The following is a 16,593-nucleotide window of genomic DNA, read 5'->3' as shown; positions in this document are numbered from 1 at the left end:
TACGTCAGTCTTTTTCAGTCTCAACGGGCGTCCCCTTTAAATTGAGACAAGTCATACCGGACACAGGAAGTGCGACAAGCAAAATTGAATTTAAGAAAGACCGGATTCAGGCATGAAACAGAAATGTCATGTAATACTGGCACTACGATCCGAGCCACTGCGCCCTGAAAAATGAATTGTAAATACTGATCCTGCCAGTTCCTGATTGGGCCGGAACGCACTGATTTTCAGCGTTGCCCCATGCAAATGCAGAATTGCAGATACAAGACTCAAACCAAGACCACTTCCCGGAATGTGACGACTTTTGTCTGAACGGTAGAATCGCCCCAGTACGGCGCCCCGCTCTTCCTCCGCAATCCCGATGCCCGTGTCATGAACCTGAAGCCAGGCACAGCCCTGCTCGTCCTGCCCGACCATCAACCCAACATCCCCGCCTGGAGGCGTGAACTTGATGGCGTTATCCACGAGATTTGCCAGAACCTCGTTCAGAAGATCCATATCTCCATAGAGTGGGATTGAGCGATCTGCGCCTTCCACACTCAGAGCCAACCCGCCAGCCTCGGCAATCGGCTCATAGAGATCTGCGATACCCGCAACCAGCTCCGACAGATCCATCGTTGTGAAACCAGCCTGCCGACGTCCGTTCTCAATTTCACCGATACGCAGCAGCGCCGTAATCACCGAAAAGCACTGATCCAGATCCTGCGTGGCCCGCAGGATGATGGACTTGAGGTGAACAGGATCATCTGACGAGGAGAGTGCTCGCTCCAACCGCGCCCGCACACGGGCCAGTGGGGTCCTAAGATCGTGCGCAATATCGTTGCCAACATCCCGAATTTCATCAAGCAGATGTTCAAGCCGATCCAGCATCCGGTTCACGGCGCCTGCAAGACGCTCAATATCATCCCATTCGCGCCCAGCGGGCAAACGCTCATGCAGATCGCCCGCCATGATCCGCTCAATGGCCTGCCGCATCTCCTTGACCCGCGCCAAGGCCCGATGACTGAGAAACAATCCCGCCAGCAGCGCAAACAGCACCATTGGTACCAGTGAAATCAACGCAGCCCGCTTGATGATGTACCGAAGCTCATCCGCCATATGCATGGAGCGGGCAAGGACCAGAATCCGATCCCCTGCTCCACCACCCGGTCCCGGAACCTCTATCGCCAGATATCGCATCTCATAGGGTGTGTCCCCCGGGGGGGCGACTTTGAGCCGACGCGTCCGGTTAGACACCTCCAGCCCTTCAGGCCAACGCCGAATGTCACCAACAATACGGTTGTGATTCAGGTCGAACAGGCCAGCGCCATTCAAAATGACGCGCAGGTCCGTCTTGCTTCGTTCCCGGACGACGTCTTCCAGACGCTCAGGTGTCTCCTGAACGAGAAGGGCTGCCTCACGCCGAAGCAAATCGCTGGAACGAGCACTTTCGTAACCGTTCATCTGGGCATAGACGAGCAGGAACTGCATCGTGATGCCGCCGATCATCGCCACCACAAATGCCAGTGTCAGCCGGAACGTGGCCGTCCGGAAAATGTCAGTCCGATACACGCAGACTGAACCCCGCGCCCCGGATGCTATGGATCAGCGGCGTTTCGCCCTGAAGATCAATCTTCCTGCGCAACTTGCCGATATGCACGTCCACCAGATTGGTCTGTGGCACAAAGCGGTAGTTCCAAACGTCCTCAAGCAGCATCGTTCGGGTCAGAACGGTGCCTGGGCGGCGCATCATGTATTCCAGAAGACGGAACTCACGCGGCAGAAGCTCAACGTCCCGGCCACTGCGAGACACCTTGCGCTCAATCAGGTCCATTTCAAGCGGGCCAACCCTCAGAACCGTTACACGGCTATCCGTGGGACGACGCAGCAAAGCCTCCAATCGGGCGGCAAGCTCTTCCATGGCGAACGGCTTTGTAAGGTAGTCGTCACCGCCCGCCTTCAGGCCATTCACACGGTCATCAACTGCGGACAATGCGGAAAGAACCAGAACAGGAAGTGTGATCTTCTGGCGGCGCAGGGCCTCGATAACACTCAGGCCGTCCATCTCAGGCAACATACGGTCAACGACCATCAGGTCGTATTGACCGGACTGGGCAGCTTCGAGGCCCAGAATGCCATTATCGACCCACGTCACATCATAACCGCGCGTCTTCAGTTCTTCGGAGACTTCCGACGCAATACTTTCATCATCCTCAATCAGCAGGAGACGAATGACAGGCTCAATCGGGCGGGAGACCGCCTCGTGCTCAGGTACGGGCATCATGCTCATAACTGTCACATGCGGGAATATATCCTGTCATCCAATTAAAATCAGTCTTAAGCTTCCAGACTATCAATCTCGTCCTGCTCCTCATCCGTTTTATCAATACCATCCAGCGATCTCAGGCGACGCCCAAGAACACGGGTCCTGCGGCGCGCCTCTTCGATCGTGTTCCCCATCGTACCGGCATTCCGCTGCAACCGTTCAAGAACCTGATCCATCCGAAGCATTTCCTGCCGTGTCGCTCCCAGCAGGCTTGCAATGGTTTCTGTCCGCTCTTCCAGCGCAAGCGTCACATAACCGAGATGTACCGTACGCAGCATGGCGGGTAGCAATGATGGCCCCATGACAATCACCCGATACAACCGCCCGATTTCATCAATAACGCCGGGCATCCGGGCAATTTCAGTGTAAAGACCGTCCGTCGGCAGATACAGGACGGCGAATTCAACCGTGACAGGTGGCCGGATATACTTGGACGCGATCTTGCGCGCCTCGAATTTGATCGCCGTTTCAAGCTCGCGCCTTGCAGCCTTTTCAGCCAATGCATCCGAAAGCTCTGAGGCATTCAAAAGCCGCTCGTAAGCCTCCGTAGGAAATTTGCTGTCAATCGCCAGGCGGGGAGCAACATGTCCTTTCACAGGCATTCGAATAGCAAACTCTACCGACTCTCCGCTGTCTCCCAGTCGGAAGTTGGTGTCATAACTCCCTTCCGGAAGAATATCGTCCAGAATAGCCCGGCACTGTGCCTCGCCCCAGCCACCGCGCGTTTTGACGTTCGAGAACAGACGCTTGAGGTCTCCGATCTGGGCTGTAACGCTTGTGACCTCACCGAGAGCTTTCTGCATCGCACTGAACTGCTCAACCACGCGCTGAAAGCTGGTTTGCATCTGCTTTTCGACAGCACCGTGCAACTGTTCATTTACGGCAAGACGGATCCGCTCGATCTGCTCGTTCTGACTTTGTGCCATGTCACGCAACGCATCAGAGAGCAGAACACGCCCTTCAGCCTGATCCTGCCCAACGCGCCGCGCGAGATCACCAAGCTTTTCACTGGTTTCAAGCCGAAGAGCATCCATCCGACCGGACAGGACACGCTCAACCTCGGCCAGATGCGCTCGCTGATAGTCCGCATCCCGCGCACGCTCATCGGCTTCACGGTCCAGCAAGCGGGCGACCTCCCCGCTATTACCACGCAATAATGCCAGTGCAGCCACCACGAGAGCCGCTGCTGCAATAATCCATGGAACGAACTGCACCATACCGGAACTCCCATCCTGCATGGCGCGGTTCTAGCCCCTTAGGAGCTCATGTCCAATCCTGGCAGCCTCAGGGCTGATGGATGTTGCCGTAGCTTGCTGCGCCCAGTCCCGGGCAGGAACAGGAGGTGCCCAGAGGAACCTGAGTTGGCATCTTGCAGGTGTAGATTCCGGCCTTGCAGGTATAGCCATACCCGGCGACAGGCGCTGACGGGTTAACAGGGCCCGGCGCGGCCGTTCCGACGCACGCACCCAATCCCAGGAATGAAAGGCCTGCAACAGCACGCAGGGCTGAACGGCGAATAGAACCAGACATCAACATGACCCTCTCAAAACAATTCATGTGAGCGCAAAACGGATCTTCCGCTCATCAGTTGCGGGCATCCTATGCCGATATGGCAATCCTGTGGCGCACAAGCCTACAAACGGGCAGCAGCAGCCTGCCCTGCAGCAACACCGCTGGACCAGGCCCACTGGAAATTGTGGCCACCCAGCCATCCCGTGACATCCACTGCTTCACCAATCGCATACAGTCCCGGGACGTCCCGCACTTCCATTGTCTGGGAGGAGAGACCGCTCGTATTGATCCCTCCGCGCATAACTTCGGCCTTCGCGTACCCTTCCGTTCCAGAAGGACGGACTTCCCATCGGGACAGACGTTCTGCGAGCGCTTTGATATTCTTGTCCGGCTGATTGGCCAGCATGACGTCTCCAAGCCCGGCAGCCAGCTCTTTCGCCAGACGCGCGGGGAGCGCTTCAAGCAGGCTGGGAGGAAGCGCGCGCGGACGTGCCTTCTTGATCGCCAGCAAAACCTCCAACGCATTTCGCCCTGGCATCAGGTCAATATGAGCCGTGCTGCCTGCCTCAAGATAAGAGGAAATCTGGAGGATGGCCGGGCCTGACAGCCCACGATGGGTAAAAACCATCCCGTCGGCAAAGCGAGGCCCTTTTTTCCCGCAAGTTGTCACGACATCCAGAGAGACACCCGCCAGAGAAGGGTCCGCATCATCCAGGACCAACGGCACCAAAGCAGGAGCAGTCGGGACAATTTTCAAACCGAAGGATCGTGCGATCCGCAGGGAAAGGTCCGTAGCGCCCAGTTTGGGAATGGACAGACCGCCGGTTGCCAGAATTACAGAACGGCTTCGAACATCCCCGGCATCTGTGCGAACGACAAAGCCGTCCGCATCGGCCTCGACATCCGTGATCCGGGTCTCCATCCGCGCTTCACAACCAGCATCCTGACATTCAGACACCAGCATATCCACGATCTGACGGGCAGACCCATCGCAGAACAACTGCCCCTTGGCCTTCTCGTGCCAGGCAATCTGATAGCGATCCACCAACTTCACGAAATCACGCGGGGTGTAACGTGCCAGCGCTGAGCGCGCAAAATGCTTGTTCTGGGACAGGAAACAGTTTGGCCCTGTCTCCAGATGCGTAAAGTTACAGCGCCCACCGCCCGAAATCAGGATCTTGCGTCCGGGTTCGGCCCCATGATCCAGAACCAGTACGCGCGCGCCACCACGTCCCGCTGTTGCGGCAGCCATGAGGCCAGCCGCACCAGCCCCAAGGACCACCACATCAAATGTCACGGACAGCTCCCGCTCAAAAATCCAGATTCGCATAATGACCGGGCGGCGTAATGCCACTCATCCGGTCAGTCAGAAGGCCGCGGAAACACGGACGGGACTTCACCCGAGCATACCAGTCCTTGGCGGCCGGCGCTTTTGCCCAGTTCACATCCCCAATGAAGTCGAGCGCCGAGAGATGCGCAGCAGCAGCGAAGTCAGCCATCGAAATAGATGGCCCCGCAAGCCATGACCGCGTTTCTGCCAGCCAGCCGATATAGTCCAGATGGAAGCGCATGTTGCCGTAACCGGCCCGCAGGACGTTTCCGTCTGGGTGACCACGGCCATACAACCGCTTGTCAACTTTTTCGCCCAGCAGGTTGCGTGTCACTTCCTGCCCGAAACGGGTCTCAAACCAGTCCATCAATCGACGGACTTCGACACGTTCGGCAAGCGTACGGCCAAGCAGGGGTGTATCCGGATAGGCTTCATCCAGATATTCGCAGATGACGCGGGCGCCAGGTACGGCAAGCCCGTTCTCTTCAACAAGAACCGGAACCTCACCAGCAGGGTTCAGAGCAAGGAATTCCTCGCGCTGTTCCCACACCCGTTCGATCACGAGTTCACAGGGCAGTCTCTTCTCGCCGAGCACAAGCCGGACAAGACGGCATTGCGGGGAGAGTGGAAGGTGATGCAGGATACGCATTCTTCATGTTCTAAGTCAGCCATTCCGCGCTCACAAGAGCCTCCGTCATTGCTTCCATACAGGGCCAACGAATTTTCCGATGTCAGACACCGCATCCGCTTCTCACGCCTCCTCCCCGATGCGCATCCGTGCCCGCGGCCGCTCTTTTCTGGCGCTGGTCCTGTCACCGGAGGCTCCCCTGAACCTCTGGCTGGCTGGCCTGGATCAGCAGGTCGTCCGTTCCGGCGGCCTTTTCAGCGGAAAGCCGGTGATTCTCGACCTCGGACTTCTCTCGGAAGAAACACCGGGCTTGCCAACCCTCCTGGAAGATATCCGCAGTCGTGGCGTGCGGATCATCAGCATTGAAGGGGGTGATCGTTCATGGCCGGCTGTCGCGGGGTGGGACTGGCCTGCCTCTTTCGAAGGCGGCCGCCCTTCCGGCGAAGTGGAGCTTCCCGATCAAGGGGCCGCAGCAGATGCAACAGCCGTCACGGCGCCAGTAAGTGGGCAAACGCTGATCCTCGACGGCGCCATCCGCTCAGGACAGTGCATCCAGCACATGCAGGGCGACGTGATCATTATCGGCTCAGTTTCATCAGGAGCGGAGATCGTCGCGGCAGGTTCTATCCACGTTTACGGTTCGTTACGTGGTCGCGCGATTGCCGGTGTCGGCGGTAAGTCTGAAGCGCGGATTTTTGCTTCCAGAATGGAGGCCGAACTCCTTGCTCTGGATGGCTTTTACGCCGTTACGGAAGACATTGACGCTGCGATTTTCGGCCAGCCCGCACAGGTCCTTCTGGATGAGGATCGGGTCCGCGTTTTGCCTCTTCCGCGCTGATCCGGAGGCGGGAACTGCAAGAAAGTGACCTCATGCCACGAAACAGCCCTTATTCCCGTGTTGCCGTAAGGCTTTACTATCCCATAGGATAAGGCATCAGGCGCGGGTTCCGCACAACGGGCGGCATTACGTCACAGAAGCAGTTTTTGGAGTATTCATGGCCAAGGTTCTGGTTGTCACCTCAGGCAAGGGTGGCGTCGGCAAGACGACATCGACCGCCGCTCTCGGCGCCGCACTCGCGCAGAGCGGCCAGAACGTCGTTGTGGTGGATTTTGACGTTGGCCTGCGTAACCTTGATCTGGTGATGGGTGCAGAACGTCGCGTTGTGTTTGACCTCATCAACGTGGTGCAGGGCGACGCAAGACTGTCCCAGGCTCTGATCCGCGATAAGCGCTGCGAAACCCTGTCCATTCTTCCGGCATCCCAGACGCGCGACAAAGACGCGCTGACGTCAGAAGGCGTAGCCCGCGTCATGGAAGAACTTCGCGAGAAGTTTGACTGGGTTATCTGTGACAGCCCGGCCGGCATTGAACGCGGCGCGCAACTCGCCATGTACCATGCTGACGCTGCGGTCATCGTGACGAACCCTGAAGTCAGCTCCGTACGTGACTCAGACCGCATTATCGGCTTGCTGGATAGCAAAACCGAAAAGGCCGAACGCGGCGAGAAGATTGAAAAGCACCTTCTCATCACGCGCTATGACCCGATCCGCGCTGCCCGCAAGGAAATGCTGAGCGTTGAAGACGTTCTGGAAATCCTTTCCATCCCGCTGGTTGGTATTGTGCCGGAAAGTGATGATGTTCTGAAGGCGTCCAACGTTGGCGCTCCTGTCACCCTGTCCTCTCCAGAAAGCCTCCCGGCGCGCGCCTATTTCGAAGCCGCACGCCGTCTGGCTGGTGAGAAGATTGAAGTTTCAGTCCCGGTCGAGAAGCGTGGCTTCTTTGACTGGCTCCTTGGCAAGAAGGGTGCGGCATGAGCTTCCTCGCAAACCTTTTCGCAAAACGTCAGCAGACGTCCAGTAGCGCTGTCGCACGGGATCGCCTCCAGATTCTTCTCGCTCACGAACGTGGCGCAGGTGAAGAAGGTGAGTCAGACCTGATCAAGCAGCTTCACAAAGAAATCATGGAAGTCATCGCACGCCACGTCGCCGTCGATCAGGACAAGGTCAAGATCAAGGTCGACCGTGGCAGTGGCTGTTCAATGCTCGAAATTGACGTCGAAGTTCCTCAGGAACTGAACAAGAAACGGGCGTCCTGATTTAAAGCCGGGCCGATCATTTTGGGTCGGCCTTTTTTCTCCTAGCGGCGTTCAGGCCGCATCAAAAACGGAACATGCGCCATGAGCGGCTTTTTCGGTAACATCGTGAATCAGGCCATGGGCGCCCTCGGCGGCCAACTCGGCGACAAGCTGGGCGGTAGCTTTGGGGATATGCTCAAAGGCGAAGGCCTGAACATGCTCATTGCACAGGCGAAGAGCGCAGGCCTTGATGAAAAGATCCATTCCTGGATTGGCAATGGCGAGAACCTGCCCATCACCACGGATGAACTCCGCAACCTACTGACGAACGAGCAGATTCAGATGATTGTCGCAAAGACAGGTCTTCCGGCAGCAACCATTCTTCCGGCTATTGCACAGCTGCTTCCTGCGGCAGTGGACAAGCACACGACAGAAGACCAGCTGCCTCCGCAGCAGACAGCCTGAAGGCTCCAAGCCCGAAAAAGCCCTCGACCCAGTCCTCTGGTCGAGGGCTTTTTCGTTTTTAATCCCCCGGTGTCCCGGCTTTGGATGGTGCCCCCTCGGGTAGGGCATTGTAGGCTTCCGGCTCTTCAATCGGGAACCTGACCAGTAGATAGGGCGGAACGCGCCGGTCTTTGCCTTCATTGAAAGACGCCAGCCGGTTCCACTGACCAAACGTGCAGTACACATAATTGTCGGATGCAAAAATGCCATCCGGCGAAAGAGCGCGCGGGTCCCTGAGCATCATCTTGAAACTGCCATCCGGATCACGTCGTAAGATACAGTCGTGTTCGTAGTTGGTTGTGTAAAGGCGATCATGCCGGTCGAAATCGAGGCCATCTGCCACCCCTTTCTCACCTTCATCTCTGATCGCGGGCTCAAGCGTTGCGTCATCCGATGAGACATCTGCGAGCAGAGCAACGGGCAGGCTGTAAAGACGGCGACTTGTCAGAGGCGAGAAGTACAGACGCTGCTCGTCCTTTGTGATGGCGATACCATCCACACCGCCTGAAACAAGCTGAGGCTTGCCGGGAATGTATCGGCGGGGCTCGCCCTCCACAATTGCCAGAAAGCCCTGTTCCGCCAGAATGGCCTTGCTTTGCGTCAGGACACGACGCGTCTGCCCCGTCGCGACATCCACCACCACAAGTCCCGGCTTCGTCCCGAATGAAGAATCCGTTACGAATACCGTGCCTTGCGCTCCATGGGACAAGGACACACGCAGATCATTCATATGACTGTCCGGCAGAAGCACCGGCGCTTTCAGGATAATCCTGTGAACAATGGTGTTGGTCTGCGGATCGACACAAATGATCTTGGCAGCCCCTGGCGCCAGCGGGTGACCGGCTCTTTTGCCATCATCAATCGCCCAGATCCTGCCTTTTGCGTCCAGCGTCATGCCATGAATGGATACGAGGCAATCCGCGGCCGCGCGGCTGCCGGGCATACTTTCCTCGACCGAAGGATAAGGAACCACCCTTCCCTTCACGAGTTCACCGAGGGTCGCACCCTTATGGTCAACTGCATGACGCGGAAAACCAACGAAAATGCGACCATCTGGCAGAACCACGACGCCCGAAGGCCCTGGTCCGTTAAACCGGGCCACCACTTCGAATACCCCGGAAGGGCCTGTTCCCCGGTCTTCATTTCCATCAGCCCAGGCGGTTTGGGATACAAGAGAGGATGCAGCGAGAGAGGCGGGCGCAACCGATGCTGCGCGCAGAAAATGACGACGCTTCACTGTTCAAGCTCCAAGTGGTCAGTCAAAGAGCAACGCCCCAACTGAGGGAATGAAGCAACACCAGTACACAATTTTCGGGAATGTTATCAAACTGCAAGAAATTGCGTTGACCAAAACGATACACGACATCAGATTGTCGAATTATCAATACACTCTCGTGAGATCGTTAAATCGTGGCTGTACGCTTTTCTTCCCGACATCTGGGACTCCTTGGTACCACACTTCTTGGCTCCTCCCTCATGATGCCGGTTGCAGGACTATGCGCAGCCGTCCCGACAGCGGACACCCATCACAAAAAAGCCAAGAGCCAGGCAGTCCGCAATGCCGCTCCCGCACACGCCAAGGACGTCTCCGGCGGCACTGAGGCGGTGATTGTCACGGGAACGCGTGAGTTCGGCAAGAAAGCACGGGATTCAATTTCCCCGATCGATGTTGTTTCAAGCCGCCAGATCACGTCAACGGGTCAGCCAACCCTCCGCGATGCGCTCTCCCTCCTGCTGCCGTCCCTGACAGTCCCGACAGCAGGCTTTGACGCTGGCGCCCTCACGGACACCATCGCCCTGCGTGGCCTGAACCCGAACGAAACCCTTGTGCTTGTGGATGGGAAGCGTCGTCATACGACGGCCAATATTTATGCCGATCCGGGGCCGTCTCAGGGCGCAACCCCGGTTGATATCGACATGCTGCCAATGTCGATGATCGATCACATTGAAGTTCTGCGCGACGGCGCATCAGCCCAGTACGGCTCGGACGCGATCGCTGGCGTGGTGAACATCATCACCAAAAAGCAGGACCATGGTCTGAGCATGCGCTCTAACACCGGCATCACCAGCGAGGGTGATGGTTTCCAGCAGGGTGTATATCTGGATGGCGGGTTTAATCTGAATAACCGTGGCTATGTGCATATCGGTGGCGATTTCGTGCATCAGGACCACGCGTTCCGGTCCGGTAAAGACAATCGTACCAACCAGTATACCAACCAGGTGCTGAGCCAGCCCGAACAGACACGTGAGAGCGTCGCCATCACTGCAGGTTACGACATCACCGAGACTGTTCAGGCCTATGCCAGTGCCACCTACGCCCATCGGCATGCGGAATCCTACCAGAACTACCGCCTGCCCTCGAGCCTGAGCGCCTATCCCGGATACGCCGCAAAATACCCTTATGGCTATTCGCCAATCCTGGGGCTGGAAGAAAACGATTACGAACTGACAGCTGGTTTTAAGGGTATGCTGGCTGGCTGGCACTGGGATCTTTCCACAGTGTATGGCCGTGACTTCGATCGGTTTGATGCTCTCAGCACGATTAACAGCGCCGTTTACAAAGCCGACGGACGGACGCCCACAAACTTTTACAATGCGCAGGGATATAACAACTCCCAGTGGACGAGCAGTTTCGATCTGTCCCGGAAGTTCAACTTCTCTTTCTGGCCTCACAGCATCAACGTCGCCGGCGGCGCAGCGTATCGCTATGAATCCTATTCCATGGGCACTGGCTCCGCCGACAGCATTGCTGGTACAGGCGCTGACGGCATCCCCGGCACGACAACTTACAACGCCGGCAACTGGTCCCGTGATGTCGCGTCTGGATACGTCGATATCTCTACCCACTTGATGAAGAACTGGCAGGTCGATCTGGCAGGCCGCGTCGAGCACTATACAGATGTTGGAAACGCCAAAACCGGCAAGGTCTCCACACGCTACGATTTCAGCCCGCGATTTGCTGTTCGCGGAACATTCAGCAGTGGCTTCCACGCCCCGACACTGGCCCAGCAGCATTACTCCGCGCTTGCCGTCTCCCCAACAGCAGCTCGCGGCCTGATTGCAGCCAACTCCACTGGTGCATTGGCTAACGGCGCTTCACAGATGAAGCCGGAGCAGGCCACGAGCGTCGAAGGCGGCATCATCGTTGAGCCGATCCGTAAGCTTCACGTCACGGTCGACGCCTATCAAATTGATCTGCGTGATCGTATCCAGCCAGGCGGAACGATCTACGGTTCACAGGCGTATAAGGCCCTCTACGCAAACGGCTTCCCCCTGCCGTCAGGTTCCGAAAACTGGGGTGCTGGCCAGTTGTCAGCTTACTGGTTCGCGAATGTCGCCACGACCCGCACACAGGGCCTGGACATCAATGCAACTTACCCAAGCGAGTTCGGCCGCTTCGGTCATGTGGACTGGGACGTTGCCATCAACCTGAACCGGACGCGCCTGCGCCATCAGGGTACGACCACCAGCGGTGCAAACCTGCTGACCATCCCCACTCTCGCCTATCTGACGACAGCCTACCCGCGCTCCAAGATCATCTTTGGCGGTCGCTGGCACTCGCCCAACAACACGTGGGCCGTTGCAGTTCACGAAATCCGCTACGGCCAGACGACATCAAACCTGACATATTACACTGGCCCGAACGCGTTCTCGACAACGAACTATCGTGAGTTCCAGAACGCACCTAAATGGACCACCAATGCGTCTGTGACCTACAACATCAACACGCGCTGGAGTGCGACGATTGGCGGCAACAACATCTTCGCTGCTTACCCCTCCGTCGTGCCAAAGGAAAACCGCTATCTTGGTGCGCCTAAGTACTACATGAGCACCAACCAGCTCGGTATTGCTGGCGGATATTATTATCTGGATGTGTCTGCGCGCTTCTAAGCCAGAACGCAAAACGGCGGAGTTCAACTCCGCCGTTTTCCACAACCAAAACACTGATATCCCATCCACTTGATGCAGACGCTGGAAACTCAGACTTTCCAGATGCCACACAGCGCCGAGATATGACGTCTGCAAAGTGCCAGATCAGGTACACCGCTTTGCTTGCAGGCCAGTTCAAAAGCCTGCGTTTCGCGTGCAGCCCGGCTTAGTGCCGCAACAGACCAACGGTCCAGAGCCTGATTAAATGCAGCAGTCCGTTTAAAGAAGATTGGCGGCTTGAGCGCTTTCATGGCTTCTGCGCGGCCTTGGCCAGCCTTCACTGCAAGTGCCACTTTCTGAAGCCGCGTCAGCACGCTTAATACCGCACGCGCAACCGCTACGGGATTAGCCCCATCGGCCAAAGCGCGCTCCAGAGCCTGATCTGCCTCTGCCCGATGGCCGGACAATGCAGCGAAGACCGCATCTTCGAGAGAACTCCCTCCCGCATCACCCACGCAGTCCTGAACAGCATCAAGATCAAGCCGACCGTTTGGCCCTGCATAGAGAACCAGCTTCTCGATCTCACCGCGAACACCGCTTCGATCTGCCCCCAGCCGTCCCATAAGCCAGGTCAAAGCATCCCGATCAATGGAAACTGCGGCCTGGGATAAAGCATCCGTCACCGTCTGGGATAACGCCCGCCCCTCCTCAGGATAACAGGCAATCGATGCCATTTCCTTGTGCCGCTCGGCGAAAGCACGCAGCGTGGATCGTGACGTAAGGCCGGGTGCCTCAATCACAATCAACGTGTCTGTCGAGACTTCCAGAGCACGCGTCAGCATGGGGGTCAGGGCGTCTGTGCCACTGCGAACCCACACAACACGCCGACCACCGATCAACGACAGGGCAGTCCCCTCTTCCTCAAGACGATCATGCGTCTCGCGATCGAGTTGGGAGACGCGGAATGGATCGTCCAGCGTCTCTGCAACGAGCCGAACGGCCTGAGCCGCTCTTTCCCGTATTAGCCCCGTGTCTTCACCGTGAAGAAGAATGGCGCGCCATGTTCCGGCATCGGACAGGGCACGGCCAATGTTACGGGCCTCAATTTTCATTAATTGCTTGTGGTGCCTTGAGAGAGACGTCCCGTCGCGGAGGCCGGGAAGCCATCCACGCCAACGCGATCCGTCGCAGACCCGTTATCGGACGGCATTCTGTCCGTGTTGATATATCTCGGCATATCAACAGGGGCCGCATTGGACGGCATGTTATGGGAGCGGAACCAGACGGCGAGCTGCTGTGTGAGACTTTGAGCCAAAGTATCCGCAACACGTCCCTTGGTCGTTTCGTCATTCAGCGTCTGAGCAAAATATTGCTCGAAACTGCCGCTATAACCGTCAAGCGTTGTCGCATCTCCCTGCGTGATTAACTGGGGAGACTGCTCTACCGTAAACAACTGCCAGTGCGCTGAACCAGAAACACGGATACGCCCCGCTGTATTGTCCTGGTGAATATCAATGGCTTCACTGTTGGCACCGGAATTGACCCGCAGCATATAATGCTGAGGATTTTCAGGACCGGCACCTGCAAGATTTTTTTGCAAGGCCAGTCGCAGTTCCTGACCATATCTTCCCGGAATATTCGCGACGTAAACCTGTGCGAGTTCGGCCGAAATATCGGTTTTCGTATCCATCTTGCCGTAGAGCGGGGTGAAACCACATCCTCCCAGCAGAAGGAACGCAGAAAGGGTCAGGGAACTGCGACGTTTCACGATCAGCCTGCTACCACAAAATTGACGATCCGGTTGGGAACGTGGATTTCCTTCACCAGACGTTTGCCCTCAAGGGCCCGGGCAACATTAGGCTCAGCCTTTGCCGCAGCGAGAACCTCATCCTTCGGTGCATCTGGTGGCACCTGGATTGTTCCACGCAGCTTTCCAAGCACCTGCACACCAATCGTAACGCTTTGAACTGCAAGCCACTCATCCTGCGCCTCGGGCCATGCCCGATCCACAACGAGTTCACCACCAGGTTCGAGAACCGCCATCATGTCTTCAGCAAGATGCGGCATCATTGGCGCAGACAGCAGGCACAGAGCGGAGGCAGCTTCCCGTCGTGCAGCAGAGAAACCAGCCCCCTCCTTGCCCTGCGCCTCTGCCAGAGCGGAGGTCAACTCATGCAGTCGAGCCACTGCCACGTTCGGCGTGAACGCTTCCAAAGCTTCTGTGACGGCGGCAATGGCACGATGCGTAGCACGGCGCAGATCATCTCCAGCCGAGCCATGCGCACTGTCAATCGGATCAGCCGCAGCCACAGCGGAAACCAGACGGTGCAAGCGCTGCCCAAACCGGGCCGCAGCAGCTACGCCGGACGCCGTCCACTCCATGTCACGCTCTGGCGGACTGTCAGACAGAACAAACCACCGCGCCGTATCAGCACCAAAACGCTCAATAATCTCTACCGGAGAGACCGTATTGCGCTTGGACTTGGACATCTTTTCAGAGCGTCCGACCTGAATGGGCGTTCCCGTGTCACGTCGGACAACCACATCGCCGCGACGCTCGACTTCTTCCGGATAGAGCCAGTTTGCCCCGTCCTTGTAGCTTTCGTGCGTGACCATGCCCTGAGTGAAGAGGCCGTCAAACGGCTCATCCAGACCCAGATGACCCGTCTCATGCATGGCGCGGGTAAAGAAGCGCGCATAGAGCAGATGGAGGATCGCATGTTCAATGCCGCCGATATACTGATCGACGGGCAGCCAGCCATCAGCCGCAGCCGGTACGGTCGGCGTCGGCGCGTGCGGGCTGGTAAAGCGGGCGAAGTACCAGGAACTGTCCACAAACGTGTCGAACGTGTCTGTTTCACGCGTGGCGGCAGACCCGCAGCTTGGGCAGGAAACATGCTTCCAGGTCGGATGATGATCCAGCGGGTTGCCCGGCCGATCAAATGTCACATCTTCTGGCAGAACAACTGGCAGCTGATCATCCGGAACCGGAACTGCACCGCACTTCTCACAGTGAATAATGGGGATCGGGCAGCCCCAGTAGCGCTGACGGGAAATTCCCCAGTCCCGCAGACGCCAGTTTACGACGCCATGCCCAACGCCCATGCCTTCGAGACGCTCGATAACAGTCTTTTTGGCGACTGCAACAGCCAGACCATCCAGGAATCCTGAATTGTAGAGCGTAGCTTCGCCCGAGACTGCCTTCCGGCCAACGCGGAATGTCTCAGCATCTTCACCAGCGGGCAGCAGAACCTGCGGCACGGCGAGATCATACTTGTGAGCAAAATCAAGATCACGCTGGTCGCCACACGGGCATCCAAACACTGCCCCCGTGCCATAATCCATCAACACGAAATTGGCGATCCAGACAGGTGCCGTTTGATCTGGATTCAAAGGATTGCTGACGCGAAGACCCGTATCGAAGCCACGCTTTTCAGCTGCCTCAATTACCTCTTCGGATGTTCCAAGACGACGGCATTCTTCAATAAATTCAGCCGCAGCAGGATTGGTCCGCGCGACCTTGGCTGCCAGCGGATGATCCGCGGCAATACCAATGAAGCTCAATCCGAATAGCGTATCCGGCCGGGTCGTAAAGACTTCGATACCATCCAGATCAATGTCGAAGCCCGACGGCGGGCTATGAAGAGCGAAACGGACACGCGCACCTTCTGAACGCCCAATCCAGCGCTCCTGCATCGTCCGCACGCGTTCCGGCCAGCGATCCAACTGCCCCAGCGTATCAAGCAGCGGCTGAGCAAATTTAGTGATTTTCAGGAACCACTGAGAAAGAACTTTCTTCTCAATCAGCGCTCCGGACCGCCATCCGCGTCCCTCGACAACCTGCTCATTGGCCAGAACCGTCTCATCGACTGGGTCCCAATTTACAGACGAATCCCGACGCTCAACCAGACCACCGGCGAGCATGTCCAGAAACAGTTTTTGCTGCTTGCCGTAATATTCCGGAAGGCAGGTCGCGATTTCGCGGTCCCAGTCCAAGGAAAAGCCAAGACGTTGCAGCGTGCCGCGCATTGTGGCGATGTTTTCCATCGTCCACTTGCCTGGATGCACATTACGTTCCCGCGCTGCATTCTCAGCGGGCAGTCCAAAAGCGTCCCATCCCATGGGATGAAGCACCGAAAACCCTCGGGCGCGCTTATAACGCGCTACGACGTCTCCAAGCGTATAATTCCGCACATGGCCAACATGCAGCTGGCCGGAGGGGTACGGAAACATCTCCAGAACGTAATACTTTGGCCGATCAGCCGGAGGCACATCTGGAACAGCAAATACATTCCGCTGTTTCCACTCTGCCTGCCAGAACGGCTCCCGGGACTGAAAATCGAAAGCCGTATGTGTCGTGTCGCTCATGT

15 protein-coding genes are annotated in these 16,593 nt (G+C 57.2%); 5 read left to right on the top strand and 10 right to left on the bottom strand.

All coding sequences use genetic code 11. The features are described from left to right. Nucleotides 1–126: 126 nt before the first annotated feature. From ABDK75_RS04040 to ABDK75_RS04015, 6 genes are all read right to left on the bottom strand, one after another. Entirely contained in the window at nucleotides 127–1,551 is a 1,425-nt protein-coding gene (locus ABDK75_RS04040) for a HAMP domain-containing sensor histidine kinase (protein WP_346005052.1), read from the bottom strand. Next, the gene (locus ABDK75_RS04035) at nucleotides 1,538–2,269 is read right to left on the bottom strand and encodes a response regulator transcription factor (RefSeq protein ID WP_086632943.1); all 732 of its coding nucleotides are present in this window, start codon (nucleotides 2,267–2,269) and stop codon (nucleotides 1,538–1,540) included. The genes ABDK75_RS04040 and ABDK75_RS04035 overlap by 14 nt, the downstream gene beginning before the upstream one ends. A 47-nt stretch (nucleotides 2,270–2,316) precedes the next feature. Then, a complete protein-coding gene (locus tag ABDK75_RS04030; RefSeq protein WP_346005051.1) occupies nucleotides 2,317–3,543 on the bottom strand; it encodes a DNA recombination protein RmuC in 1,227 nt (408 codons plus the stop codon). Nucleotides 3,544–3,589: 46 nt separating this feature from the next. Next, nucleotides 3,590–3,835, bottom strand: coding sequence for a hypothetical protein (locus ABDK75_RS04025; protein WP_046902022.1), 246 nt, complete (start codon nucleotides 3,833–3,835; stop codon nucleotides 3,590–3,592). Nucleotides 3,836–3,938: 103 nt separating this feature from the next. After that, entirely contained in the window at nucleotides 3,939–5,147 is a 1,209-nt protein-coding gene (locus tag ABDK75_RS04020) for an NAD(P)/FAD-dependent oxidoreductase (protein WP_408874422.1), read from the bottom strand. Further along, on the bottom strand, nucleotides 5,128–5,796 hold the full coding sequence (locus ABDK75_RS04015; RefSeq protein ID WP_046901163.1) for a glutathione S-transferase family protein: 669 nt from the start codon (nucleotides 5,794–5,796) through the stop codon (nucleotides 5,128–5,130). The genes ABDK75_RS04020 and ABDK75_RS04015 overlap by 20 nt, the downstream gene beginning before the upstream one ends. A gap of 79 nt (nucleotides 5,797–5,875) precedes the next feature. On the opposite strand from ABDK75_RS04015, the gene minC reads away from it, so the two are divergent. The 4 genes from minC to ABDK75_RS03995 all read left to right on the top strand — a co-directional run bounded on the left by minC (nucleotide 5,876) and on the right by ABDK75_RS03995 (nucleotide 8,314). Beyond that, entirely contained in the window at nucleotides 5,876–6,613 is a 738-nt protein-coding gene (gene minC, locus ABDK75_RS04010) for a septum site-determining protein MinC (protein WP_346005049.1), read from the top strand. 157 nt (nucleotides 6,614–6,770) lie between these two features. After that, on the top strand, nucleotides 6,771–7,589 hold the full coding sequence (gene minD / locus ABDK75_RS04005) for a septum site-determining protein MinD (RefSeq protein WP_046901161.1): 819 nt from the start codon (nucleotides 6,771–6,773) through the stop codon (nucleotides 7,587–7,589). Next, on the top strand, nucleotides 7,586–7,870 hold the full coding sequence (gene minE / locus ABDK75_RS04000; RefSeq protein ID WP_046901160.1) for a cell division topological specificity factor MinE: 285 nt from the start codon (nucleotides 7,586–7,588) through the stop codon (nucleotides 7,868–7,870). Before minD ends, minE begins: the two co-directional genes overlap by 4 nt. Before the next feature lie 81 nt (nucleotides 7,871–7,951). After that, a complete protein-coding gene (locus tag ABDK75_RS03995; protein ID WP_046901159.1) occupies nucleotides 7,952–8,314 on the top strand; it encodes a YidB family protein in 363 nt (120 codons plus the stop codon). A 58-nt stretch (nucleotides 8,315–8,372) separates the two neighbouring features. Here ABDK75_RS03995 and ABDK75_RS03990 read toward each other — a convergent pair whose 3' ends face one another. Further along, on the bottom strand, nucleotides 8,373–9,590 hold the full coding sequence (locus ABDK75_RS03990) for an L-dopachrome tautomerase-related protein (protein ID WP_346005048.1): 1,218 nt from the start codon (nucleotides 9,588–9,590) through the stop codon (nucleotides 8,373–8,375). A 239-nt stretch (nucleotides 9,591–9,829) separates the two neighbouring features. On the opposite strand from ABDK75_RS03990, the gene ABDK75_RS03985 reads away from it, so the two are divergent. Beyond that, entirely contained in the window at nucleotides 9,830–12,244 is a 2,415-nt protein-coding gene (locus tag ABDK75_RS03985; RefSeq protein WP_408874421.1) for a TonB-dependent receptor plug domain-containing protein, read from the top strand. 89 nt (nucleotides 12,245–12,333) lie between these two features. On the opposite strand, the gene holA is transcribed toward ABDK75_RS03985, so the two are convergent. The 3 genes from holA to leuS are packed head-to-tail and all read right to left on the bottom strand — an operon-like array spanning nucleotide 12,334 to nucleotide 16,591. Next, nucleotides 12,334–13,335 (bottom strand): DNA polymerase III subunit delta, encoded by a 1,002-nt coding sequence (gene holA, locus ABDK75_RS03980; RefSeq protein WP_339407155.1) that lies wholly within the window; start codon nucleotides 13,333–13,335, stop codon nucleotides 12,334–12,336. After that, nucleotides 13,335–13,991, bottom strand: coding sequence for a hypothetical protein (locus ABDK75_RS03975; RefSeq protein WP_099213168.1), 657 nt, complete (start codon nucleotides 13,989–13,991; stop codon nucleotides 13,335–13,337). Before ABDK75_RS03975 ends, holA begins: the two co-directional genes overlap by 1 nt. A 2-nt stretch (nucleotides 13,992–13,993) precedes the next feature. Next, nucleotides 13,994–16,591, bottom strand: a complete 2,598-nt coding sequence (gene leuS, locus ABDK75_RS03970) for a leucine--tRNA ligase (protein WP_346005046.1) — start codon at nucleotides 16,589–16,591, stop codon at nucleotides 13,994–13,996. Nucleotides 16,592–16,593 lie beyond the last annotated feature (2 nt).

This window comes from Gluconobacter sp. OJA (genome assembly GCF_039638325.1).
GTDB classification, from domain to species: Bacteria; Pseudomonadota; Alphaproteobacteria; order Acetobacterales; family Acetobacteraceae; genus Gluconobacter; species Gluconobacter cerinus.
Note: the sequence above shows the minus strand (reverse complement) of the source record. Positions and strands in the feature narration are given on the sequence as shown.

What these genes read in the sequence shown, in the direction of transcription:
- ABDK75_RS04035 (WP_086632943.1), bottom strand. Translation starts at nt 2,269, where the DNA reads ATGAGCATGATGCCCGTACCTGAGCACGAGGCGGTCTCCCGCCCGATT.
- ABDK75_RS04030 (WP_346005051.1), bottom strand. Translation starts at nt 3,543, where the DNA reads ATGCAGGATGGGAGTTCCGGTATGGTGCAGTTCGTTCCATGGATTATT.
- ABDK75_RS04025 (WP_046902022.1), bottom strand. Translation starts at nt 3,835, where the DNA reads ATGTCTGGTTCTATTCGCCGTTCAGCCCTGCGTGCTGTTGCAGGCCTT.
- ABDK75_RS04020 (WP_408874422.1), bottom strand. Translation starts at nt 5,147, where the DNA reads ATGCGAATCTGGATTTTTGAGCGGGAGCTGTCCGTGACATTTGATGTG.
- ABDK75_RS04015 (WP_046901163.1), bottom strand. Translation starts at nt 5,796, where the DNA reads ATGCGTATCCTGCATCACCTTCCACTCTCCCCGCAATGCCGTCTTGTC.
- minC (WP_346005049.1), top strand. Translation starts at nt 5,876, where the DNA reads ATGTCAGACACCGCATCCGCTTCTCACGCCTCCTCCCCGATGCGCATC.
- minD (WP_046901161.1), top strand. Translation starts at nt 6,771, where the DNA reads ATGGCCAAGGTTCTGGTTGTCACCTCAGGCAAGGGTGGCGTCGGCAAG.
- minE (WP_046901160.1), top strand. Translation starts at nt 7,586, where the DNA reads ATGAGCTTCCTCGCAAACCTTTTCGCAAAACGTCAGCAGACGTCCAGT.
- ABDK75_RS03995 (WP_046901159.1), top strand. Translation starts at nt 7,952, where the DNA reads ATGAGCGGCTTTTTCGGTAACATCGTGAATCAGGCCATGGGCGCCCTC.
- ABDK75_RS03985 (WP_408874421.1), top strand. Translation starts at nt 9,830, where the DNA reads ATGATGCCGGTTGCAGGACTATGCGCAGCCGTCCCGACAGCGGACACC.
- holA (WP_339407155.1), bottom strand. Translation starts at nt 13,335, where the DNA reads ATGAAAATTGAGGCCCGTAACATTGGCCGTGCCCTGTCCGATGCCGGA.
- leuS (WP_346005046.1), bottom strand. Translation starts at nt 16,591, where the DNA reads ATGAGCGACACGACACATACGGCTTTCGATTTTCAGTCCCGGGAGCCG.